The sequence below is a fragment of the Halobellus sp. H-GB7 genome, from assembly GCF_030848585.1.
GTDB classification, from domain to species: domain Archaea; phylum Halobacteriota; class Halobacteria; order Halobacteriales; family Haloferacaceae; genus Haloquadratum; species Haloquadratum inordinatus.
The window spans coordinates 1-21,988 of the sequence record NZ_JAVDDW010000014.1; the positions used below are offsets into that span (position 1 = coordinate 1).

Below are 21,988 nucleotides of genomic sequence, written 5' to 3' on the forward strand. Positions count from 1 at the left end.
ATGACCTCGAAGGCCGACAAGCGCGGGCGCATCTACCTCCCAAAGGAGATCCGGGAGAAGCACGGCCGGAAATACCGCATCGTCGAACTCCCCTCACACGTCGCACTGTTCCCCGTCGCCGACGACCCGCTCGCCGCGATTGAAGAGGAAGTTGGCGATGCCTTGGCGGGCAAAGACGTCGACGAACTCACGGCCGAAGCGCGCTCGAAAGCGGCTCGCGAAGTCGCCGCCGAACACGACGAAGACGAGGCCTGACGCGGGATGTACGTCGAGAGCGATTTTCTGTTTGCCCTCGCAAAGCCCGAGGACTGGCTGAAGGAGAACGCCAAAGCCGCACTCGAATCCGAGGACGTCTACACGTCCCTCACCGCGTACACGGAGTTTCTGGTGTACTGGTACGACGAAGACACAGGCGAGTACACCGTCGACGCCGCCACGATCGTTCCGAACCTCTTGGAACTCGTGCCGATCCGCCCCACAGAACACGAAGAGGCGCTTCTCGTATCCGTCTCGTTTATCGAAGAGTACGGAACGACACCGCTCGATTCGGTACACGCCGGTATCGCCCATCTCAACGACGACACCGTCCTCTCTACCGAGCAGGATTACGACACCGTCGGCGTCGAGCGGGTTCCTCTCGATTCGTACCTCGACGACTAAGTGAAGTGCTTCGGGCACAAGCCCCAGGGCACTTGCCCTGTTCTACCTGTAGAAGTCCAGTCCCCGCGAACGGATCACTCCGGTCAATGTGCAGAGCCTGAATATCGGCGTGCGATTTTTATTATCGTTGGTCCTCTCGCTGACTGCGGGCTTTGCCCGTTACCCAACCCACTACCGAGTCTCCGTCGCACCGCGGGCAGTCCCCATTTCCCGCGGTGTTTCCGCTCACAGGCGCCCACCTGTCGGGGCGCTGCCGATCTCTCCCGTCTCCATATCTCTCCACTCCAGGAAACAACGGACAGCAACTCTTGATCACGAGAATCGACCCGGTGACTGGGAGACGCGCTCATCCCCCGATCACCGGCTGTGAGATGATCCACAGCGAGAGGATCGTATACCCCACCATCAGGACGACGAGCGGGAAATGTCCCCGTCGGGCGGCTGAGACCGACGGATAGCGCTCGACTGCGACGTGGTGGGCTGCGACGACTGCGACGACGTGGCCGACGACGACCAGCAGGAGTTGTGAACCCCAGAACGCCGGCAGCGAGAGCCACCCCAGCGGGTCAAGCGGGGCACCCCCGATACCGAGTGGGTCGACACTGATCTCGAACAGTCGGGCCGTGCTCCGCACGACGTAGGGGTAGTTGTGAGCGACGTCGTACGCCGCTGCGATCGGGAGGGCCGTCGGCGCGAACGCCCGGGCGGCTCCCCGCCAGGCTAGCCTCCCCGAACCGTCCGCCGCGGCCCCGGCGGCCGCATCCGTCGAGAACCCGAGCGCGTCGCCGAGTCGCACGGTGACGACGAACGTCCCGACGAACAGTGCAAGACCGAAACTGTAGAGGAGAACGCTCGTCGGCGGGCCGGTTTGGAGTATCTCTCGAACACCGAACAGCACGGTCTGATACAGTCGTGTGTTGGTGAAGCCGTCGAAACTCACAGTGTAGATGGCGGCGACGACGAACACGACGATGGCCGGCCCCGAGACGGCGCTGGTGCACCCGTGCCAGGAGGCACGGAACGAGAGTTCGATAGCGCCGTTCGGAGATCGGTCGATAGAGACGCCGGCGACCCGACCAAACAGTCGGTACAGTACGCCGAGCGGGTCGGCCCGCTCGAACCAGACCGGGCCGAAAAGTACCGCACCGCAGAGCATAGCGATCGCGTAGACAGAAATTACGACGGTCGTGAGGATCGGTGACCGGGGAATGACGGTTAGGTTCTCGACGACGCCGATGAGGACCAGAAAGCCGGCCAGCGCGGGCCACGCGCCGAGCCAAGATGGATACGCACCCCGGACGGCTAGCTGTCGGCCTTCGAGTCGGCAGAGACCACGATAGACGGTCCGCCACGGGGAGAGCGTCTGCCACGGGGAGCCAGCCAGGATCGCAAGCAAGCCGACGCCGCGAAACCAGACCGGCCAGGTGAACACGGTGGCGAAGTTCTCGGCGGCGACCTGGCGCCCGGCGTAGCCGAACGCGAGCGACGTGAGGACGCCGAGGAAGAACAGGACGCGACCAGAAGATCGAAGCCAGCGAGCCGTCGAGGCATCGATCGTCGCGAGCGTGCGCCCCTCTGTCGTCGTGGGCGAGTGGCTCGTGAACGCGAGCCACAGTGCAGTGAGTGCGACCGTGCCGCCAGCGCCCGCGAGGAGCAGCGGAAGCGGGAGCGGCGCATCGAAGCGTGAGCCGGTCACGTCGTGGGCGCTCGCCCCGTCGGGTGCGAGCGCGAGCACCCCGAGGCTGAGGAGTGCGACGCTCGCCACTTGGACGGACTGACGACGCTCCATCGCCGAGAGTTACGAAAGGCGCGAGCAAAAACGCCGGGGATAAAAGCGGAGATCGGCCGCTCGAATCAGTCGGCCTGTGAGGTCGATTTATTTAGATACGTCCCGAAGTTCGAAGTCGAATGCGCCGTCGAACGCTTCTGGCTCTCGCGCTCCTCCTCGTCGCTCTCGCGAGCCTCGTCGCCGGAGCAGTCGTACAGAACGGCCAGCCCGGCGGCGAGTTGGCAGTCTCGTGGGTGAGTGACACGGCACGCGAGGTGAGCGGGAATCATCACGCGCCGGCAGTAGGAGAAGTCGACGGCGAGAAACTCGTGTATTTGCCGATCAGCGGGACGACCGGCACGGACGACTGTGAGCTCGCCGCGCTGGACGCGGCGACCGGCGATCCCCGCTGGCACTACCAGATTCCGGCGTCGGACTGTGCGATTCACTCCGTTGCAGATCCGACCGTCGCCGACTACGACGCCGACGGTGTCGAGGAGGTCCTCGCGGCGACCACGGAAAACAAGCTCATAGCGTTCGACCCACGCTCGGGCGACGTCGAATTCGAGTACGAACTCACGTCGTACGGATACACGCAACCGATTGTCGCCGATCTCGTGGGTGACGACCGGCCCGAAATCGTCGTCGTCGACGTTCGCGGGACGGTCTCCGTCGTCCGCGGGGACGGGACGGCGGTCTGGACCCGACAGCTCGGTTCGTACACGTGGGGCCAGCCCGCCGTCGAGGACTTCGACGGCGATGACCGACTGGAAGTCGCCGTCGGGGCGGGAGGCTCGGGCGAACTCCACCTCTTCGAGCACGACGGAACGCCGGTCTGGGACGACCCAGTCTCGTTCGATAGCTCGATCACGTGGATGGCGACGGGCCAGGCTGACGGCGACGACGACGCGGAGGTTGTCGTCGCGACCGCTCAGGGCGGTCGCGTTGCGATGGTCGATGGAGATGGCAGCATCGTCTGGGAGCGAGATCTGGGATCGTTCGCGGCAGTCAACGCGGTCGTAGACGGCGACAGCGATGGAGCTGAGGAGGTCTACGCGGTCGCCCGAGACGGGGTGCTATACAGCCTCGCCGCGAGTGACGGGACGACAGAGTGGCAGACGACGCTTACGACCGGGGACATTCAGATGATGCCGCCGCCGTCAGCCGGGGACGTCGATGGCGACGGGGCGATCGAACTTGTCGCCCCGACGAACGACGGGATCGTCTCGCTCGTCGATCCGCGCTCCGGTGAAGTCGTGTCCACGTACGAGCGCGAGGACGCCATCTACACCCGTCCGGCGCTCGCCGACATCGACGGTGATCGCGATGCCGAGGTGTTCGTTATGTACGGTCGGGGGCGCGTCGTCGCATTCGACGTCACACGCAGTTGAGCGGGGACGGGGCGGGGGGCTCATACGGCTAAAGCGCCGCTACGGCACCGTCTCCGGACGAGCTATTAAGTATCTGGTAGATCTCTGAGAGGACGCAATATGTTACTTTTACAACAAGGCGTGTCGGTCGATCCACAGCAGTACGTCCCCGCGCTCGTCGGTGCAGTCACGACAGTCGTGTTGTTCGTCGTCGCGTTCTTGATCATCTACCTACTCGGGAAGTACTTCGTGACCCGGGCGGTAGAGCGGAGCCTCAGATACCGGGATTTCGACGAGACGCTCGTTGGGCTGGCGGTGAACACGACCGTCGTAATCGTCGGCGTCGTGGCGGTGGCGTTGGCCGCAACGGTTGCTGGCTTCGGGGTCGTCCTGGCCGCGTTCGCGACCCTCGGTGGCGCGCTTGCGCTCGCCGTCGGCTTCGCCGCCCAGGACCTCATCGCCAACTTCGTCGCCGGCGTGTTCATCATCCAAGACGAACCGTTCACGGTCGGCGACTGGATCGAGTGGAACGGGAACAGCGGGGTCGTCCGGGAGATCCAACTCCGAGTGACGAAGTTGGATACGTTCGACAACGAACTCGTCACCGTCCCGAACAGCGACCTCGCCGGCGCGGCCGTGGTCAACAACGTGGCGAACGATCAACGTCGGGTGGCGGTCGGCTTCGGGATCGGCTACGAAGACGACATCGAACAGGCACGAGAGGCCATCATCGACGAGGGGTCGCGCCTTGAGGGCGTCCTGAGCGACCCCGAACCGAGCGCTCCCGTGACGTCGCTCGGTGACTCGGCGGTCGTGCTCTCGGGCCGGATCTGGATCGACCCGAACGAGAGCAGTTACGGTGCGGTCCGCGCGCAGTTCCTCGAAGCAGTCAAGGAGCGACTCGATGCCGAGGGAATCGATATGCCGTATCCCAACACCGAACTCTCCGGCGGCATCGAAGTCACGAACGTCGAGCGCGGGGGGGTCGCCGACGACTGACTCGCCCGTGGTTCGGCGGGCGCAGCTGCGACATCGAAGCCCGTAGCGCACGTCACCAACTCCCCTGGTGACACGTCTCGCGCACGGCCTATTACCTTCGAGACAGTAGCATAGAGTGAGTAATGAAACGCCTAGACCGCCTGTTCGGGCTGCAGATCATCTCGATCGTGGCCGCGTTCGTCGGGGAACTGCTCGCCAGCGAACCGCTGCTGACAGCCGCCGTCGGCGTCTTCGCCGTCACTGTCGTCGCGACCTTCGCGCAGATGACGGGCGACCTCCTGTCGGGGCTCACCCAGCACCGGATTCCGGATACCGCGACCGACCAACGTCGCTAGCGGAGTCGACTGCGACTACCTGTTGTAGCGACGTCCCCTCCAGAGTCGAGACGCCACCCCTGAGATCTCCTTACACCTGTGGCTCGGGAACCGCTTCGGTAGCGGCAGTGCGCCAGGACCGCGTCGGTTCCCAATCGAAGACCCGGCTGGCCTTCGTCGTGTCGTAGGCGGCCGCGTCACCAGTCACAGAGCACGCTTCCGGGACGTCACCGTAGTACTCGGCCATCAGTTCGCGGAGCGGTCGACCGAGCGCGTTGTCTGCGGCGACGCAGTTGAACGCCTCGTGGCCGTCGACGTCGCCGACGAGGGCTTCCGCGACGAGATTTGCAACGTCGCGGACGTCTACGTACGACCAGTAGTTCCCGGCGCCGGCCGCCAAGTCAGTGGTGTACTCGTCGTCGCGACACGCGTACTCGCCGGGAGTTTGTATCCACGACGGGCGGAGGGAGACGACCGGCACGTCGTCGCGGCGGGCGATGGTTTTCCCGATTTCTTCAGTCACGACCTTCGAGAGTCCGTACTCGTCCTCCGGGCGGCGAGCGTGCGTCTCGGTGATCGGGAGTTCGTCCGGGATGGGCGTCTCCTCGGCGAAGAAAAAGCCGTACGCCCCATCGGAGGACGCTTGCACGATTCGCGCCCCGATGCGTCCGGCGGCAGTCAGGACGCTGTGTGCCGCAAGAGTGTTGTTTCGGTAGGTGTCGACTCTCGGTCTGGTTCCAGCCGTCGGAATCGCGGCCCAGTGAACGACGGCGTCCGGACGCAGCTCGGTGAGCACGTCGAAGACGCTCCCCGCGTCTGTGAGATCGAGCGCACGATATGCGACGTCCGGGTGGCCGTCGTCCTCCGGGAGACGCCGATCGAGACACGTCACCGCGTGCTCTTCGGTGAGTCGGTCGACGATCCAGCGCCCGGTCTCTCCGCGTCCGCCAGTAACGACAACGTCCATACGATAGCGTCTCGGTTCCACCTCTTCACTCGGTCGGTCGCACGACAGCGTGCAGTACCGGAGAATGTCTACTCGGTCGAGAGTCGCGTCTGCGACCGTCCCTCACGCGAACTCCGCGAACAGCAAGAGCACACTGGGCGCCACCAGGAGGACGAACCCGACGAGGATGAGAACCGCCGGCAGCCAGAGCAGGCCCAGTTCGGTGCCGAGCCAGAGCCCGAGCCCTCCGAAGAGGGCAAGCAGGCCGATCAGACGGAGCAGCCAGGTGACGACACCCTCAAATCCCGAGTCGGCGACGACGTCGACGACTTCGAGGAGTTCGTCCATCGTGCCATTGCGGTCCGATCCGGAGCCACTTGTACTGTCGGGATATGAGCTATCGGAGCAGTTGCAACCGATTGCGTACCCGACCGCACGACTGCGTGCGATCGGGTGAGTGAAGACGTGCACATACTACGATACCGTATGGAGTACCTTCCGTGGGTGATCGTCGCGCTCGTATCGTACGGGATGCTCGCACCGCTGACCAGCAAGGTGACACAGGAGGTTCCCCCGACAGTGTCGCTGTTCGTCGCTACTGTCGTCTTCCTCGTGCTCACGCTCGGCGTGATGGCCGTAACGGACACGAACCTGTTGTCCTACGTGTTCCTGCCGGCGGCGGGGTACATCTACGTCGGCGGAGTGTTTCTCGGGATCGGGATCCTCTCGTACTACATCGCGTTGCAACGCGGCCCGGTGAGCGTCGTCGTGCCGATCTACGGGATGTTCATCGTCGGGAGTTCGGTCATCGGGATTCTCTTTCTCGACGAGGCCATCACACTCACGCGAGTCGGTGGCATCACGTCCGCGATTCTCGCGGTCTATCTGAGTTCGGGGGCCGAATGATGGCGCGGCAGTACCTGCAGTTCTCGATCCTCGCGTTCGTGGCCTACAGTCTGGTCGCGCCGCTTTTGAAAATCGCGATGGAGGTGATCCCGAGTACGCCCACCGTCTTCCTCTCGAACTTCGTGCTCCTCGTCGTTGTCGGCGGTGTGTTGCTCTATCGCGGGCAGTCACCCCTGCCGTATCTGCGGCACCGATATACGCCACACGTCGTCGCCCTCGGCATCCTGCTTACCGTCGGCTTGCTGACGTACTATCGAGCGCTCGCACTGGGACCAGTGAGCATCGTCGTGCCGATCTACGGGCTCTTTATCGTCGTGAGTTCGGTCATCGGCATCGTCGCGTTCGACGAAGCGCTCACGCCCCGGAAGCTGGCGGGAATCTTCTTCAGCATCCTGGCGATCGTGCTGATTTCGATGTGACTGATCGGTACTCGTTGCAGTTCCGCAGATCGACCACTATAAGCCGTTGACCCAGCGTCGTAGTGAGTACGATGAGTCGGAAGCGATCGACGCGTCGGTGGCTGTTCGTGGCGCTGGGGGCGGCCGTGATGGGCGGAGCCGGCACCTACCAGTTCGTGTGGTCGTCGCTCAGTGCCGCCGTCGGCGCGCGCATTCCCGCTTCACAGACTGCCTTGGGGACGGTGTTCACCCTCTTCGTGGTGGCCCAGACGCTCGTCCAGTTGCCAGCCGGAAGCATCCGGGATCGGTACGGCCCGCGAAAACTGCTCTTTGCGGCGGCCGCGTTGATGTTCGCGGGCTACGCCGGCTTGGGGGTGGCCCCCACTCTTCCCGTGGTGTATGCGTCCTACGCGATCGGCGGTCTCGGCGCGGGCATCGCCTATACGGTCGCGGTCAACACGCCCGTCAAGTGGTTCGACGAGTACCGCGGTCTGGCGACCGGCATCGTCTCGATGGCCTACGGTGGGGTGAGTTTCGTGGTGATCCCGCTGGTCAGGGGGGCGATCGACGCCGCCTTCACGCGAACCCTGCTCCTGTTGGGCGTCGCTGTCGGGATCGTCGGACTGTTCGCTGCGGGGTTGCTCCGTGATCCGTCGGTGGGGCCGTCGAGTCCGGAATCGTCTACGACGACGGACCCCAGCGGGACGGCTCCCTCGGAGACGGATGGTTCCCTCAAGGGTTCCGACGACGCGGACGACGCGGTCGGTTGGCGAACTGCCGCGCGAACCTGGCAGTTCTGGGTGTTCTACGGGGTGATGGTCGTCGTCAACGGCGTAGGATTGATGTTGATCGGGCAGTCGGTCGGCTTCACGACCGGCCTCGGTCTCTCGCCGGCGACTGCGACGACAGTCGCCTCGATCATCGCGCTGGCCGACGGGGGCGGGCTGTTAGTGCTCGCCGGCCTGTCGGATCGTATCGGCGAAGAACGGACCGCCGGCGCGTCGCTCGTGCTCTGCGGGGTGGCACTCGCTGGGGCCGTCGCGAGCGGGGCTCGCGGGTACGCGTCGCTGTTCGTCGCGTTCGTGGGCGCGGCGGCGTTCTTCCGGAGCCCGGTGTTCGCGATCTTCCCGAGCCTCGTCGGCCGCTACTACGGCGAGGCACGCTCCTCGGAGAACTACGCCGCGATCTATACCGCGAAGGTCCCCGGCGGAGTCTTCGGCGGCACCGTCACTGGCGCGCTCATCGCGATGTTGGGGTGGTCGACCGCCTTCTACATCGGTGCCGTGCTGGTGATGGGCGCGGGGATCGGCGCACTCTCCCTTCGGCCGGTGCAGACGGACGCGTCAGCGACGAGTGACGCCTCCGGATCGACGTGAGAGGCGGTCCGTAGTGGTGGCGCCCCAGTGCGAGAACGCGATTCGACTGGCGGCGCTGCGGTGTGAGACCCCCCTCGACGAACTCACTCGAGTATTGTGATGTCGTCTGCAGCCTTCGGCACGAGACAGAGAAACGACCCCTGTTCGTCGCTTTCGTTGTGGTACCAGTGCTCGACACCCGCGGGGATCAGCAGCGAGTCGCCCGCGGAGACGGAGTACGTCACCTCGCCGATACCGACCACGTACTCGCCTTCGAGAACGTACTGTTCGTGTTCGACTTCGTTGGTGTGACGTGGGACGCGGGCGCCCGGTTCCAACACGAACCGGCGCATATTGAAGTTCGGCGTCTGCTGGTCGTCTCCCAGCAGAACGCCCTTTTCGAGTCCATCAGCCAACTCGACCGCCTCGTACTCGATGTCTGCGGCGCGTCGAACCAGTGGTGCAGGATTCGTTTCTGCCATCGACTTGGATATCGGAGAGACACAACTTGGTTCTATCCACGGGCGTCTCCCGCTCGACCTCCGGAGCGAGTCCACCCGTCGCGGCAGTGTTCTGCCCGTCGACGTACTCGGCGGCGTCCGATACTGAGTTTTATACCGGTAGGAATCCGTCTACCGGTAATGCTGCACAGTTCTGGTCCGTTGCTATCGGTGGACCTCACGTCGCGAGATGCGACGACCGAATCGATCGACGACGTCCTGGAATCGTACATCGGCGGCCGAGCGGTCGGCACGAAGCTCGCTCACGACCGGGTCCCGTTCGACGCTGATCCGCTGGGTGCCGAGAACCGCCTCTTTCTCAGTACCGGGCCGATGCAGGCCTCACAGATGAGTTTCACCGGGCGGATGAACGCCACTGCGGTGTCGCCGTTGACCGACGGGCTCCTGTCCTCGAACGCGGGCGGATTTATGTCGCGGCACTTCGCGGACACGGGCTACAGCGTCGTCGAACTCACGGGCGCGAGCGATACGCTCCTGATCGTCCACGTCAGGGGCGACGGGATCGAATTCGAGGAAGTGCCGGATCTTGCAGCCGCGACCGTGCCCGAGACGTGTGCGTACATTCGCGAGGAGCACGGCCTCGATTCGGACCACGTCGCGTGCATCGGTCCGGCCGGGGAGAACGAGGTTCGCTTCGCGTCGGTGATGACGACCGAAGAGCGGGCGTTCGGACGCGGAGGGCTCGGTGCCGTCCTCGGCTCGAAGAACGTCAAGGCGATCACCTTCGACGGGGACGCAGCGCCGGAGATCGACGTCCCAGCGGGCCAAATGGAAATCCATCGTGAGGCCGCCACCGACGACCACATTATGAAACAGCAGGGCACGGTCGCGGTGATGGACCTCGCGAACGAGGTGAACGGACTGCCCTCGTATTATTTCTCCGAGCAGTCGTTTGCGGGCGTCGAAGGAATCAACGGGGATGCGGTAGCCGAGAAAAAATACAAGAAAGGAACGTGCTCGTCGTGCGCGTTCGCGTGCAAACTGCCGACGAGAGACGAAGCGCGAGGCGTCGAGACCGAGGGCCCCGAGTTCGAGGTGGCGATGGCGTTCGGATCGAACTCCGGCGTCGACGACATCGTGGACGTGATGCAATCGAACGAGCGCTGTGACGTGTACGGCCTCGATGCGATCTCCGCGGGGAACACGGTCGCGGCGTACCTGGCGGCCAACGACGCCTTCGGAGACACCGAGTTGATCCTCGACTTGCTGGACAAGATCGCCCACCGGGAAGGCGTCGGCGACACGCTCGCAGAGGGTATTGGCCGCGTTCACGGTGAGTTGGGAGTCGAGAACTGGTCGGTGAAGAATATGGACTTCGCCGCACACGAGGGACGCGTTCTGCACGGGCAGGCGCTCTCGTACGCAGTGGCGAACCGGGGCGCAGATCATATGTACGCCACGTTTTATTCGGTCGAGTACCCGCTCGTCCCCGACGACGAAGCGATGGATCCCGTCGGGTTCGAGGGCAAGGCCGAACGGCTCGTCGAACGCGAGAACCTGATGGCGCTCAACGACAGCGGAATTATCTGTAAATTCTCGCGCGATTATATGACGCCGGAACGGTACGAGATGCTCTTCGGTGCCGACTTCGAGGAGTTGCTGTCCGTCGGCAGCCGAACGGTGACGCTGGAACGGCACTTCAACAACCAGCGCGGATTCGACAGCGACGACGACAGCCTACCGTACGCCGACGAACTGCCCGGCCTCGAAGACGCGATCAGAGAGTACTACCAGTCCCGTAACTGGAATGGAGACGGGACCGTCCCGAGGGCGGAACTCCCCGCGTAGACCGACCAAATCGACTGTCCTGGCTCGGTCTACGGCGTCCGTAGTCCGCCGGAAGCGCTGAAATGGTAGTTAGGTCTCACCAGCCGAGAGACGCTGCTCGATCGCCGCGATCAGGTCCGCCGGCCGTTCGTCCGCCGGGTACGACCGCTCACCGTCGGGAAGACAGAGTTGCACCGACCCGTCAGCGTACGCGATCCCGTCGATCCGCTCGTAGGGAATCTCCTCGGAGTCCGTCGCAAGCGACCATTTGGTGTTGAATAAATTCACCATCGCATCGTCGTAGACCGTCACGGCGTCCTCGCCAACCGTCAGGACGGTCGCCCGGTAGCGCTTCGCGACGTCGAGACCGAGGACGGAGCCCTTCGCGGCGTCGAGACCGAGGACGGAGCCCTTCGCGGCAGTCACGGCGTACACCGACGCTTCGTCCACCTCGCTGTCGATCCCCGCCGCGGCCCGGCAGAGCTTGTTCGTTCCGTCGGCAAGCGCGTCCGCCGCCCCGTTCACGACGGCACGCACGCCGAGGCCGGTCAGCGCCAATCCACCGATCAGCAGGCCAGTACCGAGGTAGATCTGATCGCTCACGAAGAGGAAGTTCCCCGCGACGATGAGCGCCATCACGACTACCCACGGCCACTGCCACCCAGCGGTCCACACCGGCGAGAACGTATTGATCTCGATCGGACCGGACTCAGCCATCACGGTGCCCTCCAGGTATCACACGGCGCGCGTCAAGTATCACAGCCCAGCCTTCGACCGTGTCGTACTTCGATGTTGCTTTCGCGACGGGTCGGAGCAGGAACCGCCTTGCCGACGAGAGGGCCGGTCTGCCGTAGACGGTCTCCAGGACATCCGTTGGTCGGCGACTCCATTGGACAATGGAAAATTTGGATGGATAAAGATAGGTTTCCTTTTATGCCTATGAAAATGATATAATTGGGGATTTTCACGTCGTCGAACGCTGTTCGCGCACGAGTTCGTTGGCGCGATCGATCCAGTCCTGTGCCTTGTTTTCGGTCACGTTCGCCGCCGCTGCAATGTCAGTCGGATCGCTGTCCGCGAGACTGCCGAGTGTGTCGATACCGGCCGCTGCCAGACGGTCGTTGTACGTCGGTCCGAGGCCGCTGATACCTTCGATTTCCTGTTCGGCAGGATCCGATTCCGCGTCCGTCATTTCGGATACCACTGCGTCGGTCTGTTCGGATACCTCTCGCTCTGTTTCGGCGACCGTATCCGTCGAGGACTCCGCTTCGTCCCCGCCAGATATACGTGTTGCTTCTATGAGTTCTTCTAATTACTGTTCGATTCGTGATATTCGTTCGTCTATCTCGGGCGAACCGGATTCCTCCGTTGTGGGGGGCGATTCGCCGATCGACTCTTTGGCTGCCGTTTCTTCGGGATCGCTGGTATTGGTACCGGTCGTCGACGGTGCTTGCGCTCCGGTCTCGAACTCTGTGAGTGACAGTTGTTGGAACTGCTGGGCCCGCTTGCGGACCTGTTCGAGCGCCCGGTCGATCGTCCGGCGGCGCTCGTAGAGGCGGTCCCCGCTCTCGTGAACGCTGTATCCCCTCCCTACTCGCTCCCTCCGGTCGCTCGTTGAGGAAGGGGCCTTAGCGCCTCAATTCAGGTAAGCAAACATTTCCGAGTGCTGAACAGAGCCACGGTGAGACAGGGCGAAGTTCCAGGCGGTTCGAGTAACGGAACCCCGAGTGGTGTCCAGAGGGCTATAGTATCATTTGCAACTAATGCTGAGTGCTTACCCGATCACACGCTGGCGGTCAACCGAGAGTGATGATTTGCAAATGAGATGTAACGTCCCCGAACCGTCCCGGGTTCTTGCCGGCACCTAAACTATGTTGTCACCGGCTATCGACCCCCGAGGTATGCGAACTATCGACAATCACTCTGTTCGCTTCGGCGAGCTTGCGGGACCACTGGTACACCACGCGATGTTCTTCGATTGGCAGCTCATCTCGACGCAGGAAATCGCCTACGAGGTCGAGTATCCGTTCGAGGCCCTCGTCGCCGACGACGCCATCCCGTACGCGCCGGTCGGACTCGACGCGACGATCCACCGGTATCCGACGTTCGGCGACACCGTTTCGGTGGAAGTCACGCCGCTCAGCGTCGGCAACTCCAGCGTGGAACTCCTCTACGAAGCGGTCGACGCCGACGGCGACCTTTATTCGACAGCGCGAATGACCCACGTGACGATTGCACCGGAAGGCGGCGCGCTGCGTCTCCCGGAAGCGACGCGGGAACGGCTCCGCGAACTCCAGGCCGACCGGGAGGTAGACATAGGCCCCACGGGCGGAGCCCACGACGCCGACGCCTATCCGACCTTCGAGGAGTACTTCCGAGTGCACAGCCCACACATCGAAGGCTCCGAACTGGCCTACTTCGAGGAGTATCCCCGATTCGCCGATATCGCGCTCGAATCGTTCGTCTCGAACGATGGCCCCCAACTGAGCGAACTCGCCGGCGAACGACAGCCGTTCCGCCTGCGTGACTGGCACTGGGACTTCAAATCCCCCGTGCTCTTCGACTCGCTACTCGAAGTCGAGTGCGACGTCGAAGCGGTCGACGAGGAGACGGTGCGGATCGCACATACGTTCCGAACCGACGACGAGACGCGTATCGAGGGCGTCTCCGAGTACGGGTGCTTCGATCGCGAGGGCGAGCCCACCCAGTTCACCGACGAGATGTTGGCGCCGTTCCGGCAGGAGTAATACTGTCGGACAGAACGATGTGAAGCGTATCGGCACCCCGCGGGGGACAACACGATTCACGGACTTCTGTCCGACAGTATAAGCGGAGGACCTGGACGGGCCGGTGCAGATCGAATCGGTGACGAAGGCGGTCGTCGCCAGTGACGCTTTTGTAACCTCGGCTCGCGCACAGAAACACAGCAATGACAGGCGACGGTACCTCAAACCACGAGACGCCCATCCACGTCGATCACGTCGGCATCGCAGTCGAATCCGTCGAGGACGCAGCGCCCGTATTGGACGCGCTGGGCTGTGAGCGACTGCTCGACGACACGGTCGACGGAGAGTTCCGCTGGGTCTACTACAGCCTAGGGAACGCGTCGCGGATCGAGTTGATCGAACCGATCGCCGAGGAGTCGTTCCTCACGGCGTTCTTAGAGCGGCACGGGCCCGGCCTCCATCACGTGACCCTCGAAGTAGCCGACATCGACGCGACGATCGAGCAACTCGACACCGCCGGCGTCGACGTCGTCGATCGGAAATCCTACGGAGAGTGGACAGAAGCGTTCGTGTCGCCGCGGAACGCGACGGGAACGCTGTTCCAACTGATGGAGTACCACGAAGCGTACACGGAGAATACGGAGCACGACCCAGAGTCGCTCTACGTCGGTGGCGAACGGCTCAGCAGCGAGAAGTGAGGGGGCTGGTCACGGCGGCAGACGTAGCGCTGTTGGGTCGATGTCTCTGCGGGCGGGCCTATCCGTCCGCACCGAGAGGCCACGCGTCGCCGGCGGCGCGGGTGAGGAAGATGTTGGTCGACCGCCAGTAGATGACTTCCTCGCCGTCGCCGTTCTCGGCGCTGACTTCGAGGTCGACGTACCCGCGGTCCTCACGGCTGCTCGACGGCGTCGTGTCCAACACGTCGAGTTCGACATAGACGGTGTCGCCGGGACGGACGGGCGTTCGCCAGCGGAGCTCTTCGAGCCCGAACGAGCCGAGCGTCGCTGTCTCCCGGAGGAACTCCTCGACGAGGAGGGCCATACAGGCACTCGCGGTGTGCCAGCCGCTGGCGATGAGTCCGCCGTACATCGTCTCTTTGGCCACTTCTGGGTCGGTGTGGATGAGCTGTGGGTCGTATCGGCGGGCGAACGACAGCAACTCCTCGCGGTCCGCTCTGTAGGATCCGAGGTCGTGCGTTTCGTCCGCCGCTATCTCCTCGAAATACCGGACCATCTTACAGATACGCTTCCTTGACGTGGTCGCTCTCTAAGAGTCCCTGTCCGGTGTCCTCGCGGACGACGCGGCCGTTCTCTAAGAGATATGCCCGTTCGGCCATCGCGAGCGCACGGTTGACGTGCTGCTCGACCAAGAGGACCGTAATGTCCTCGCTGATCTCTTCGATCTTCTCGAAGACGCGGTCGGTGATCTGCGGCGCGAGCCCCTCGGAGGGCTCGTCCAACGCGAGGATCTTCGGCTGGGCCATCAGCCCCCTGCCGATCGCGAGCATCTGCTGTTGGCCGCCGCTCATCGACTCCGCGCGCTGATCTGCGCGTTCTTCGAGGATCGGGAACAGCTCGAACACCTCCTGCATCGTCGCTTCGAGGTCGTCGCGTTTCGTGTACGCCCCCATCTCCAGGTTCTCGCGAACCGTCATATCGCCGAAGAGGTTCCGCTCCTCGGAGACGTGGACGAAGCCCCTGCGGACGATGTCGGACGGGCTGAGCGTCGACGCGTCCTCACCCCAGACGTGGACGGTACCGTCATCGACCGGGTGCAGACCCGACATCACGCGGAGCAGCGTCGACTTCCCCGCGCCGTTGGGGCCGACGATCGAGACGACGCCGTCGTCCTCGGTGACCTGGAAGTCGAGGTCCCAGATGACCTGGATGTTGCCGTAGGAGACGTCGATGCCGTCGAGTTCGATCACGAGTGGTCCTCCCCGAGGTACGCCTCGGCGACGGCCTCGTCGTTTTGGATCTCTTCTGGCGTTCCTTCGGCGATTTTCCGGCCGCTCTTCAGTACGATGATGCGATCTGCAGTTCCCATAATTGCGTCCATAATGTGTTCGATCCAGAAGACCGAGATGCCACGCTCGTCGCGGAGGCGACGGATCGTATTCGAGAGTTCGCTGATCTCTCCCGGCGTGAGTCCGCTCGCGATCTCGTCGAGTAGGACGAGATCCGGGTCCGACGCCACAGTGCGGGCGAGTTCGAGTTGTTTCTGCTGGGCGATCGGGAGGTTCCCGGCCTCCATCTCCGCTTTCTCTTCGAGACCGACGAACGCGAGCGCCTCGCGGGCGCGTTCCTCTGCTTCCTCCTGTGAGATCGACTCGTCGCTGCCGAACAGCGCGCCGGCGAGCGCGTTCTCGAAGACGGTCATCTCACCGAAGACGCGGACGATCTGGAAGGTGCGAAGCAGTCCCGAGCGAGCGATCTCGTGGGTGTCGAGCGCGACGATGTCCTCACCGTTGAACGTGATCTCGGTGTCCTCCTCGGGGTCGAGGACGCCCGTGATGGTGTTGAACAGCGTGGTCTTCCCAGCACCGTTCGGGCCGATGAGTGCGACGATCTCGCCACGTCCGATCTCCAGGTCTACCCCGTCGATGGCGACGAGACCGCCGAACTTCTTGCGGATGTTCGCGGCCTTAAGCATTGGTACCTATATACAGACCGCCTTTGTGTAATAACGGTTTTGCCTTATCGAACAACACAAAGGCGATCTCGTCGGGCGATTACAGAAAGAGAGCGCAGAAGCGACGCGAGAGATTAGCTCTCTGCGTCGGCCTCTGTGGGCGTTCCGCCGTTGCCGCCACCGAGCGAGATGTCCCAGTCTTCGAGGAGGTCCTCTGCGGCGACGATGACGCCGCTGCGGAAGTACAGGAACAGGATGATCAGCAGGCCGCCGAAGATGGCCGTCCGCCAGTTGGCCGCGTAGGTCCCGAGCGCCGCCTCGATGACTTCGACGATGATCGCGCCCACGATCGGGCCGTAGGTCCGCCGGATACCCCCGACGATGAGGACGATCAGTGCGATCACGTCGACCGCGAGGAACGTGAAGATCGAGGGCGTGATGTAGGACGCCTCGCGGGCCAGCAGCGTGCCGGCGATCGCGATGAGCACGCCCGCGATGAAGCCCGCGATGGCCTTGTAGCGGACCACGTCGATCCCGATGGATTCGGCCGCCAGCTCGTCCTCGCGGATGGCCTCGAAGGCGATCCCGTACCGAGAGGACTTGATGAGCCAGAGGTACAGCACCATCCCGGCGAGCAGGAACGCCAGAATGAGGTAGTACAGCACCACTGCCGTGGGGACGCCGACCGCGGCGGCGACACCCGACAGCGAGAACAGTTCGTACGGGAAGCCCGTCGAGCCGCCCGTGAGGTCCCGAGCGCCGATGAACGCCTCCGAGAACACCAACTGGAGGTTTAGCGTCAGGATCGAGATCAGGATGACCGTGAAGCGCCGCCGCGCGGACACCCAGCTCACCGACATCGCGATGACACCGCAGAGCAGCGCGGCCACCGGCAGCCCGATCCACGGCGTCACGCCGAACGAGTCCGCGACCAGAGCAGTCGTATACGCACCGACGCCACCGAGTCCCCCCATAAAGAGGAACAGCTGGTCGTTGTGCCCGAACACGATGTTCAGCGCGAGCGCGAACAGCGCGAACAGGAGGATCCGCGAGAGGACGCCGATGTAGTAGCCGCTGCCGAGCACCGGCAGGGGAGCGATCACGAACAGGATGCCGACGAGCGCGAGGCTGCGGGCACCCGGAAGCCGATCGGTGTTCACGACGACATCACCTCCGGACGAACGAGGAGGAAAACGATCGCCGCGCCGAAGAGGATGATCGTCGCGAAGTACGAACCGATGAAGAAGTTCGCGTACGTGTTGATCAAGCCGAGCACGAGGCCGGCGACGACCGCTCCCACGAGGCTTCGGATCCCGCCGACGATCGAGACGATGAGCGCGAAGGTCGTGAACTGGAAACTGTTCGCCACGCTGACGTTCGAGCGCGCCGCGGCGAGGATCCCCGCCAGCCCGGCGACGACCGCCGAGAGGACGAACACCAGCGTGCGGAGCTTTCGGGGATCGATGCCTACCAGCCGTGCGCCGCGCTCGTCCTGGAAAATCGTCCGCGTTGCCTTCCCGAGGAATGTCCGGTTCAGGAAGAGGAACAGGACGGCGATGATCACGGCAGTAACGATGATGCTCACGACCGACGTGCCGGTGACGACGGTCGCGCCCACGTCGATCGGGGAGATGCCGAGCGGGAGCGAGTACCGCGAGGAGACGTAGTTGACCATCACGCCTTCGAGCAACACCGTGAGGCCGAGCGTCGTGAAGATGCCCAGCAGGATCCGCTCTTCGCCCTCCGAACGGTAGACCAACGAGAGGAGCGTCCGGTCGACGAGTAATCCGAACACGCCGACGAACGCGAGCCCCGCGAGGATCGCGATCGGGAGGGACATACCCCCATCGACCAAGAGCGCGGCCGTGATCGCGGCAATAACCGCGAACGCGCCGATCGCGAGGTTCAACACCTCACCCAAACCGTAGACTAGCGTGATCCCGACGCCGAGAAGCGCCAGGGACGCGCCGAACGCGAGCCCGTCGACGGCGAGTGCCGCCAATGTGCTAACTGTTACCATCTATTGCCCCAGATTACGGATACCAGTGTATACTTTTCGACTTCGGATGCGTTTTCGTGTGAAATTGGAGTCATAATAGCGAGAGGCGTGCGGTGCCGAGCGCGGCCGCGCACAGCGGGAGGGGCGAACCCTCGTGAAGGGTGCTCCCGAGTCAGCTCAGGCTTCGGGCGGGAGTGCCGGAAGCGGGTCGGTCCGGAAGCTCTCTTGCAGGCTGTAGTTGCCGTCGGGGTAGTACGACGGGGCATCGAGCGAGAACGTGCTGTAGAGTTGGACCTGGTTCTTGAGTTCGCCGTATTCCGAGTACTGAATCGGCTCGGGGAACAGCGTGTCGAACTCAATGGCCCGGATCGCCTCGGTGATGGCCTCGGGGTTGGCTTCGCCGGCGTCTTCGATCGCCTGTGCGATCATCTTGCCCGTGACGTAGCCGTAAGACGTGTGCGTGTCGAACTGGCTCCCGACCTCCTCGCCGAAGCGCTGTGCGACTTCGGCGTACTCGTCCGTGTAGACGTCGCTCATATGCAGGTGCGTGAAGCCGCGGCTCGCGTTCTCACCCAGCGCGGAGCGAATGACGGCCGGCGGGAGGCCGGGACCGGTGATGATCTCTGGCTCGTACCCCAACTCGTAGAGCTGTTGGGTGATCGTCAGCGAGCCTGGCGGGTGGCCCGTCGCGACGACCATCTCGACGTCCTGGGGCATCCGGCGGATGTACGACGAGAAGTCGCTGGCACCGACGGGTGCGACCTGGACGTTGACGTCGATGCCGAAGTTCTCCTCGATGCCGGTCTTCACCGACTGTCCCCACGCGTAGTCGCCGACGATGGCACCGACCGACTGATACCCGGCGTCGTCGACGAACTGTGCCTGCGCCTGCATCGTCGTCGCCGCCGGGAGCAGTCCCAGGCGGAACGAGTGGAGCGTCTCGGGCGTGATCGTCTCGTCCGAGCCGGCCATATGCATAATCATCGGGATGCCGAGTTCCTGTGCCGTCCGGGACGTGCGGATCCCGACGTCGGAGCTCACCGGGCCGGTGGCGGCGACGATGTCGTTCTGCTCGGCGAAGCGCTCGAAGATCGAAGACGCCTCAGCCGGGTCGCTTTCGGAGTTCGCCTCCACGATGTTCAGGTTGCGGCCGCCGAGGACGCCGCCGTCGGCGTTGATCTCCTGAACGGCGAACGCCAGCCCCGCAGAGTGCGCCTGCCCCCACGGAGTGAAACCACCCGAGAGCGGCTGGACCGACCCGATGTTGATAGCGTCCGAGTCGCCGCTGCCTCCGGAGGTCGTCGTCGTCGTGGTATCGCCGCCGCCCGAGTCGTCGGTCTCGGTGCCGTCCCCACCGTTGTCGCCACCGTTGCTCGAACACCCAGCGAGCAGTCCGATCGTCGCAGCCCCGCCGGTCGCTTTCAGAATTGCCCGCCTGTCGAAGGTCTTCCTTGACATTGTCATCATCATTCACTGTGTAACGGGATTTGAATGTGACGGTTCGTGTCATATACCAAACGTTATCGCCACCTAAGAGGGGGTGTTACGGACGGTAAATCGGGTCAAATGCCGAGACAGCGGCGAGAAGTGTCGTCGGTATTACAATCGGGAGGCAAAAATAGCCGCTACGACGCTCGCCGGTTGCTCACGCGCGCTGGAACTGGGTCGGCGTACACGGGCCGTCAGTCAGTTTCGAGGCCCCCGAACAGGCGGCCCGAGAAAGACTGTAACGGCGTAAAATGACGGGGCGTCTGTGACAGTCAACCGCAAACTATTTGCTGATAAATTCTGATACTCGAAGTAAGCGATGCAAGAGAATATACCGGAGTCGTATCTTCCCGACAACGGGCCACAGCTCGTTCACGCGTTACCGGAACTGCACTATCCCGAAGAGATCAACGTCGCCGAGCAGTTGGTCGACCGCCACGTCGAGGAGGGGCGCGGCGACAACGTCGCCATCCGCTTCGAGGATCGAGAAATCACGTACACGGAACTGCAAGAGCGCGTCAACCGCTTGGGGAACGCCTTCCTAGATCAGGGCGTCGAGCCCGGCGATCGCGTCGTCGTCCGCTTCACCAACCGTCCGGAAGCCGTCATCTCCTGTCTCGCGGCTCAGAAGGTCGGCGCGGTGGCGCTGCCGTCGATGAAACTCTTGCGCGCGAAAGAACTGGTACACATCATCAACAACGCGGAGGCGTCGACGGTAGTCGTCTACGACGACCTCCTCGAGGAGATCAACAAGGCGCTGCCGGACCTCGACACCGTCGAGAACGTTATCGTTGTCCAGCGAAACGGGGTCGAACACGAGCACGCTGACTACGACGAACTGACCGAGGCAGCCAGCGACGAACTCGACGCCTACGCGACCGAGCGCGACGACCTCGCGCTGATGCTGTACACGTCTGGGACGACTGGCCAGCCAAAAGGCGCGACGCACACGCACCGACAGGTGCTCTCGACCGCCGACGCGTACGCCCGGTACTGTCTCAACGCGACCGAAGACGACGTCTTCGGGGGTAATCCACCCCTACCCTTCGCCTACGGCTACGGGGACCTGGTGACGTTCCCGCTGCGTTTCGGTGCCACGTCGAGTCTCGTCGAGAACGCCTCGCCGGGTGACCTCCTCGAAGCCGTCGAGAACCACGGGATCACGATCCTGTGCTCCATCCCGACCGCGTACAACCAGATGCTCTCGAAGCACCCCGACGGGCCCGAGGAGTACGATACGTCCTCGCTGCGGATGGCGATGAGCGCCGGCGAACCGCTGACCCACAGCACGTTCAACAACTTCAAAGACAGCTACGGTGTCGAGATTTACGACGGGATCGGCACGACGGAGATGCTCCACATCTTCGTGAGCCACCGCGAGGGCCAAGAGATCGACCCCGGCGCGACGGGCTATCCGGTGCCCGGATACGAGTGTAAGGTCATCGACCCCGACACGGGCGAGGAACTCCCCCGCGGCGAGGCCGGGATGCTCGCCGTACGCGGCCCCACGGGTATCTCTTACTGGAATCGGCCGGAGAAACAGGACGAAGCGCTCGTCGACGGCTGGAGCCTCCCGGGCGACATCTACGTCCACCGCGAGGACGGTCGCTTGGAGTACAAGTCCCGCGAGGACGACCTCATCATCTCCAGCGGCTACAACATCCCCGGTCCCGAAGTCGAGGCCGTACTCGAAGAGCGCGAGGAAGTCTCCGAGGTCGCCGTCATCGGCGCCCCGGACGAAGAGCGCGGCCAGGTCGTCAAAGCCTACGTCGTCGTCGCAGACGGGGCTGAAGCAGGCGAGGAACTGACCGAGACGCTCCAGAATCACGTCAAGAACACGCTGGCGCCGTACAAGTATCCGCGCCGCGTCGAGTACGTCGACGAGCTCCCGCGGACCGAAACGGGCAAGATCCAGCGCGTCAAGCTCCGGGAGCGAGCGCGCGAACAGTACGAGCAGTAGGTGGCAGCCGAGCAATAGGCACAGTCGGCGGGTGTGACGCCGGCCGCGTCACACCTATCCCCCCACAATTATTGTGGTACAGAACAGATCTCGGGTAGCTCGATCTGAGGCAGACGGCCACCTGCAAGGCAGTAACTATACCTGCGGGTGTTTGATTGTCGGTGCAGACGGATTCATAAG

At 63.6% G+C, this 21,988-nt stretch carries 24 protein-coding genes; 12 read left to right on the forward strand and 12 right to left on the reverse strand.

What is annotated here, in order from left to right; all coding sequences use genetic code 11:
* The coding region (locus RBH22_RS16340; protein ID WP_306678292.1) for an AbrB/MazE/SpoVT family DNA-binding domain-containing protein at positions 1 to 255 on the forward strand (255 nt) is incomplete at its 5' end.
* Positions 256 to 261: 6 nt separating this feature from the next.
* Positions 262 to 660 (forward strand): PIN domain nuclease, encoded by a 399-nt coding sequence (locus RBH22_RS16345; protein WP_306678294.1) that lies wholly within the window; start codon positions 262 to 264, stop codon positions 658 to 660.
* A gap of 346 nt (positions 661 to 1,006) precedes the next feature.
* On the opposite strand, the gene RBH22_RS16350 is transcribed toward RBH22_RS16345, so the two are convergent.
* Positions 1,007 to 2,449 carry a hypothetical protein gene (locus tag RBH22_RS16350; RefSeq protein ID WP_306678296.1) on the reverse strand — a complete coding sequence of 481 codons (1,443 nt, stop codon included), beginning with the start codon at positions 2,447 to 2,449 and terminating at the stop codon, positions 1,007 to 1,009.
* A gap of 119 nt (positions 2,450 to 2,568) precedes the next feature.
* Between RBH22_RS16350 and RBH22_RS16355 the strand changes: the two genes are divergently transcribed.
* The 3 genes from RBH22_RS16355 to RBH22_RS16365 all read left to right on the forward strand — a co-directional run bounded on the left by RBH22_RS16355 (position 2,569) and on the right by RBH22_RS16365 (position 5,132).
* Complete coding sequence (locus tag RBH22_RS16355; protein WP_306678298.1) at positions 2,569 to 3,819, forward strand: PQQ-binding-like beta-propeller repeat protein; 1,251 nt, start codon at positions 2,569 to 2,571, stop codon at positions 3,817 to 3,819.
* Between the two features lie 99 nt (positions 3,820 to 3,918).
* On the forward strand, positions 3,919 to 4,797 hold the full coding sequence (locus RBH22_RS16360; RefSeq protein ID WP_306678299.1) for a mechanosensitive ion channel family protein: 879 nt from the start codon (positions 3,919 to 3,921) through the stop codon (positions 4,795 to 4,797).
* Positions 4,798 to 4,919: 122 nt separating this feature from the next.
* Positions 4,920 to 5,132 carry a hypothetical protein gene (locus RBH22_RS16365; protein ID WP_121570056.1) on the forward strand — a complete coding sequence of 71 codons (213 nt, stop codon included), beginning with the start codon at positions 4,920 to 4,922 and terminating at the stop codon, positions 5,130 to 5,132.
* 70 nt (positions 5,133 to 5,202) lie between these two features.
* Here the strand turns inward: RBH22_RS16365 and RBH22_RS16370 are convergent, their stop codons facing one another.
* Both RBH22_RS16370 and RBH22_RS16375 read right to left on the reverse strand, forming a co-directional pair.
* Entirely contained in the window at positions 5,203 to 6,078 is an 876-nt protein-coding gene (locus RBH22_RS16370) for an NAD(P)-dependent oxidoreductase (RefSeq protein WP_306678302.1), read from the reverse strand.
* A gap of 102 nt (positions 6,079 to 6,180) precedes the next feature.
* Complete coding sequence (locus RBH22_RS16375) at positions 6,181 to 6,405, reverse strand: hypothetical protein (protein ID WP_306678304.1); 225 nt, start codon at positions 6,403 to 6,405, stop codon at positions 6,181 to 6,183.
* Positions 6,406 to 6,543: 138 nt separating this feature from the next.
* Here RBH22_RS16375 and RBH22_RS16380 point away from each other — a divergent pair, with 138 nt between their 5' ends.
* From RBH22_RS16380 to RBH22_RS16390, 3 genes are all read left to right on the forward strand, one after another.
* A complete protein-coding gene (locus RBH22_RS16380) occupies positions 6,544 to 6,963 on the forward strand; it encodes an EamA family transporter (RefSeq protein WP_306678306.1) in 420 nt (139 codons plus the stop codon).
* A complete protein-coding gene (locus RBH22_RS16385) occupies positions 6,963 to 7,382 on the forward strand; it encodes an EamA family transporter (protein ID WP_256289271.1) in 420 nt (139 codons plus the stop codon). The genes RBH22_RS16380 and RBH22_RS16385 overlap by 1 nt, the downstream gene beginning before the upstream one ends.
* Before the next feature lie 71 nt (positions 7,383 to 7,453).
* Entirely contained in the window at positions 7,454 to 8,737 is a 1,284-nt protein-coding gene (locus RBH22_RS16390) for an MFS transporter (RefSeq protein ID WP_306678308.1), read from the forward strand.
* Between the two features lie 83 nt (positions 8,738 to 8,820).
* Here RBH22_RS16390 and RBH22_RS16395 read toward each other — a convergent pair whose 3' ends face one another.
* A complete protein-coding gene (locus RBH22_RS16395; RefSeq protein ID WP_306678310.1) occupies positions 8,821 to 9,198 on the reverse strand; it encodes a cupin domain-containing protein in 378 nt (125 codons plus the stop codon).
* A gap of 159 nt (positions 9,199 to 9,357) precedes the next feature.
* On the opposite strand from RBH22_RS16395, the gene RBH22_RS16400 reads away from it, so the two are divergent.
* Positions 9,358 to 11,025 (forward strand): aldehyde ferredoxin oxidoreductase C-terminal domain-containing protein, encoded by a 1,668-nt coding sequence (locus RBH22_RS16400; RefSeq protein ID WP_306678312.1) that lies wholly within the window; start codon positions 9,358 to 9,360, stop codon positions 11,023 to 11,025.
* Between the two features lie 69 nt (positions 11,026 to 11,094).
* On the opposite strand, the gene RBH22_RS16405 is transcribed toward RBH22_RS16400, so the two are convergent.
* On the reverse strand, positions 11,095 to 11,721 hold the full coding sequence (locus RBH22_RS16405; protein ID WP_306678314.1) for a hypothetical protein: 627 nt from the start codon (positions 11,719 to 11,721) through the stop codon (positions 11,095 to 11,097).
* A 247-nt stretch (positions 11,722 to 11,968) separates the two neighbouring features.
* Complete coding sequence (locus RBH22_RS16410) at positions 11,969 to 12,196, reverse strand: helix-hairpin-helix domain-containing protein (protein WP_306678316.1); 228 nt, start codon at positions 12,194 to 12,196, stop codon at positions 11,969 to 11,971.
* Positions 12,197 to 12,905: 709 nt separating this feature from the next.
* Here RBH22_RS16410 and RBH22_RS16415 point away from each other — a divergent pair.
* Together RBH22_RS16415 and RBH22_RS16420 are read left to right on the forward strand one after the other, a co-directional pair.
* A complete protein-coding gene (locus RBH22_RS16415) occupies positions 12,906 to 13,751 on the forward strand; it encodes a thioesterase family protein (protein WP_306678318.1) in 846 nt (281 codons plus the stop codon).
* Between the two features lie 182 nt (positions 13,752 to 13,933).
* Positions 13,934 to 14,428 carry a VOC family protein gene (locus RBH22_RS16420; RefSeq protein ID WP_306678320.1) on the forward strand — a complete coding sequence of 165 codons (495 nt, stop codon included), beginning with the start codon at positions 13,934 to 13,936 and terminating at the stop codon, positions 14,426 to 14,428.
* A 58-nt stretch (positions 14,429 to 14,486) separates the two neighbouring features.
* On the opposite strand, the gene RBH22_RS16425 is transcribed toward RBH22_RS16420, so the two are convergent.
* From RBH22_RS16425 to RBH22_RS16450, 6 genes are all read right to left on the reverse strand, one after another.
* Positions 14,487 to 14,963 (reverse strand): MaoC family dehydratase, encoded by a 477-nt coding sequence (locus RBH22_RS16425; RefSeq protein ID WP_306678322.1) that lies wholly within the window; start codon positions 14,961 to 14,963, stop codon positions 14,487 to 14,489.
* A gap of 1 nt (position 14,964) precedes the next feature.
* The gene (locus tag RBH22_RS16430) at positions 14,965 to 15,657 is read right to left on the reverse strand and encodes an ABC transporter ATP-binding protein (RefSeq protein ID WP_306678324.1); all 693 of its coding nucleotides are present in this window, start codon (positions 15,655 to 15,657) and stop codon (positions 14,965 to 14,967) included.
* The gene (locus RBH22_RS16435) at positions 15,654 to 16,382 is read right to left on the reverse strand and encodes an ABC transporter ATP-binding protein (protein WP_256289281.1); all 729 of its coding nucleotides are present in this window, start codon (positions 16,380 to 16,382) and stop codon (positions 15,654 to 15,656) included. The genes RBH22_RS16430 and RBH22_RS16435 overlap by 4 nt, the downstream gene beginning before the upstream one ends.
* A 113-nt stretch (positions 16,383 to 16,495) precedes the next feature.
* Entirely contained in the window at positions 16,496 to 17,521 is a 1,026-nt protein-coding gene (locus RBH22_RS16440) for a branched-chain amino acid ABC transporter permease (protein ID WP_306678326.1), read from the reverse strand.
* Positions 17,518 to 18,381 carry a branched-chain amino acid ABC transporter permease gene (locus tag RBH22_RS16445; RefSeq protein WP_306678328.1) on the reverse strand — a complete coding sequence of 288 codons (864 nt, stop codon included), beginning with the start codon at positions 18,379 to 18,381 and terminating at the stop codon, positions 17,518 to 17,520. Before RBH22_RS16445 ends, RBH22_RS16440 begins: the two co-directional genes overlap by 4 nt.
* Before the next feature lie 156 nt (positions 18,382 to 18,537).
* Positions 18,538 to 19,818 (reverse strand): ABC transporter substrate-binding protein, encoded by a 1,281-nt coding sequence (locus tag RBH22_RS16450; protein WP_306678330.1) that lies wholly within the window; start codon positions 19,816 to 19,818, stop codon positions 18,538 to 18,540.
* 349 nt (positions 19,819 to 20,167) lie between these two features.
* Here RBH22_RS16450 and RBH22_RS16455 point away from each other — a divergent pair, with 349 nt between their 5' ends.
* A complete protein-coding gene (locus RBH22_RS16455) occupies positions 20,168 to 21,808 on the forward strand; it encodes an acyl-CoA synthetase (RefSeq protein ID WP_306678332.1) in 1,641 nt (546 codons plus the stop codon).
* Positions 21,809 to 21,988 lie beyond the last annotated feature (180 nt).

What these genes read in the sequence shown, in the direction of transcription:
- RBH22_RS16345 (WP_306678294.1), top strand. Translation starts at nt 262, where the DNA reads ATGTACGTCGAGAGCGATTTTCTGTTTGCCCTCGCAAAGCCCGAGGAC.
- RBH22_RS16350 (WP_306678296.1), bottom strand. Translation starts at nt 2,449, where the DNA reads ATGGAGCGTCGTCAGTCCGTCCAAGTGGCGAGCGTCGCACTCCTCAGC.
- RBH22_RS16355 (WP_306678298.1), top strand. Translation starts at nt 2,569, where the DNA reads ATGCGCCGTCGAACGCTTCTGGCTCTCGCGCTCCTCCTCGTCGCTCTC.
- RBH22_RS16360 (WP_306678299.1), top strand. Translation starts at nt 3,919, where the DNA reads ATGTTACTTTTACAACAAGGCGTGTCGGTCGATCCACAGCAGTACGTC.
- RBH22_RS16365 (WP_121570056.1), top strand. Translation starts at nt 4,920, where the DNA reads ATGAAACGCCTAGACCGCCTGTTCGGGCTGCAGATCATCTCGATCGTG.
- RBH22_RS16370 (WP_306678302.1), bottom strand. Translation starts at nt 6,078, where the DNA reads ATGGACGTTGTCGTTACTGGCGGACGCGGAGAGACCGGGCGCTGGATC.
- RBH22_RS16375 (WP_306678304.1), bottom strand. Translation starts at nt 6,405, where the DNA reads ATGGACGAACTCCTCGAAGTCGTCGACGTCGTCGCCGACTCGGGATTT.
- RBH22_RS16380 (WP_306678306.1), top strand. Translation starts at nt 6,544, where the DNA reads ATGGAGTACCTTCCGTGGGTGATCGTCGCGCTCGTATCGTACGGGATG.
- RBH22_RS16385 (WP_256289271.1), top strand. Translation starts at nt 6,963, where the DNA reads ATGGCGCGGCAGTACCTGCAGTTCTCGATCCTCGCGTTCGTGGCCTAC.
- RBH22_RS16390 (WP_306678308.1), top strand. Translation starts at nt 7,454, where the DNA reads ATGAGTCGGAAGCGATCGACGCGTCGGTGGCTGTTCGTGGCGCTGGGG.
- RBH22_RS16395 (WP_306678310.1), bottom strand. Translation starts at nt 9,198, where the DNA reads ATGGCAGAAACGAATCCTGCACCACTGGTTCGACGCGCCGCAGACATC.
- RBH22_RS16400 (WP_306678312.1), top strand. Translation starts at nt 9,358, where the DNA reads ATGCTGCACAGTTCTGGTCCGTTGCTATCGGTGGACCTCACGTCGCGA.
- RBH22_RS16405 (WP_306678314.1), bottom strand. Translation starts at nt 11,721, where the DNA reads ATGGCTGAGTCCGGTCCGATCGAGATCAATACGTTCTCGCCGGTGTGG.
- RBH22_RS16410 (WP_306678316.1), bottom strand. Translation starts at nt 12,196, where the DNA reads ATGACGGACGCGGAATCGGATCCTGCCGAACAGGAAATCGAAGGTATC.
- RBH22_RS16415 (WP_306678318.1), top strand. Translation starts at nt 12,906, where the DNA reads ATGCGAACTATCGACAATCACTCTGTTCGCTTCGGCGAGCTTGCGGGA.
- RBH22_RS16420 (WP_306678320.1), top strand. Translation starts at nt 13,934, where the DNA reads ATGACAGGCGACGGTACCTCAAACCACGAGACGCCCATCCACGTCGAT.
- RBH22_RS16425 (WP_306678322.1), bottom strand. Translation starts at nt 14,963, where the DNA reads ATGGTCCGGTATTTCGAGGAGATAGCGGCGGACGAAACGCACGACCTC.
- RBH22_RS16435 (WP_256289281.1), bottom strand. Translation starts at nt 16,382, where the DNA reads ATGCTTAAGGCCGCGAACATCCGCAAGAAGTTCGGCGGTCTCGTCGCC.
- RBH22_RS16445 (WP_306678328.1), bottom strand. Translation starts at nt 18,381, where the DNA reads ATGGTAACAGTTAGCACATTGGCGGCACTCGCCGTCGACGGGCTCGCG.
- RBH22_RS16450 (WP_306678330.1), bottom strand. Translation starts at nt 19,818, where the DNA reads ATGTCAAGGAAGACCTTCGACAGGCGGGCAATTCTGAAAGCGACCGGC.
- RBH22_RS16455 (WP_306678332.1), top strand. Translation starts at nt 20,168, where the DNA reads ATGCAAGAGAATATACCGGAGTCGTATCTTCCCGACAACGGGCCACAG.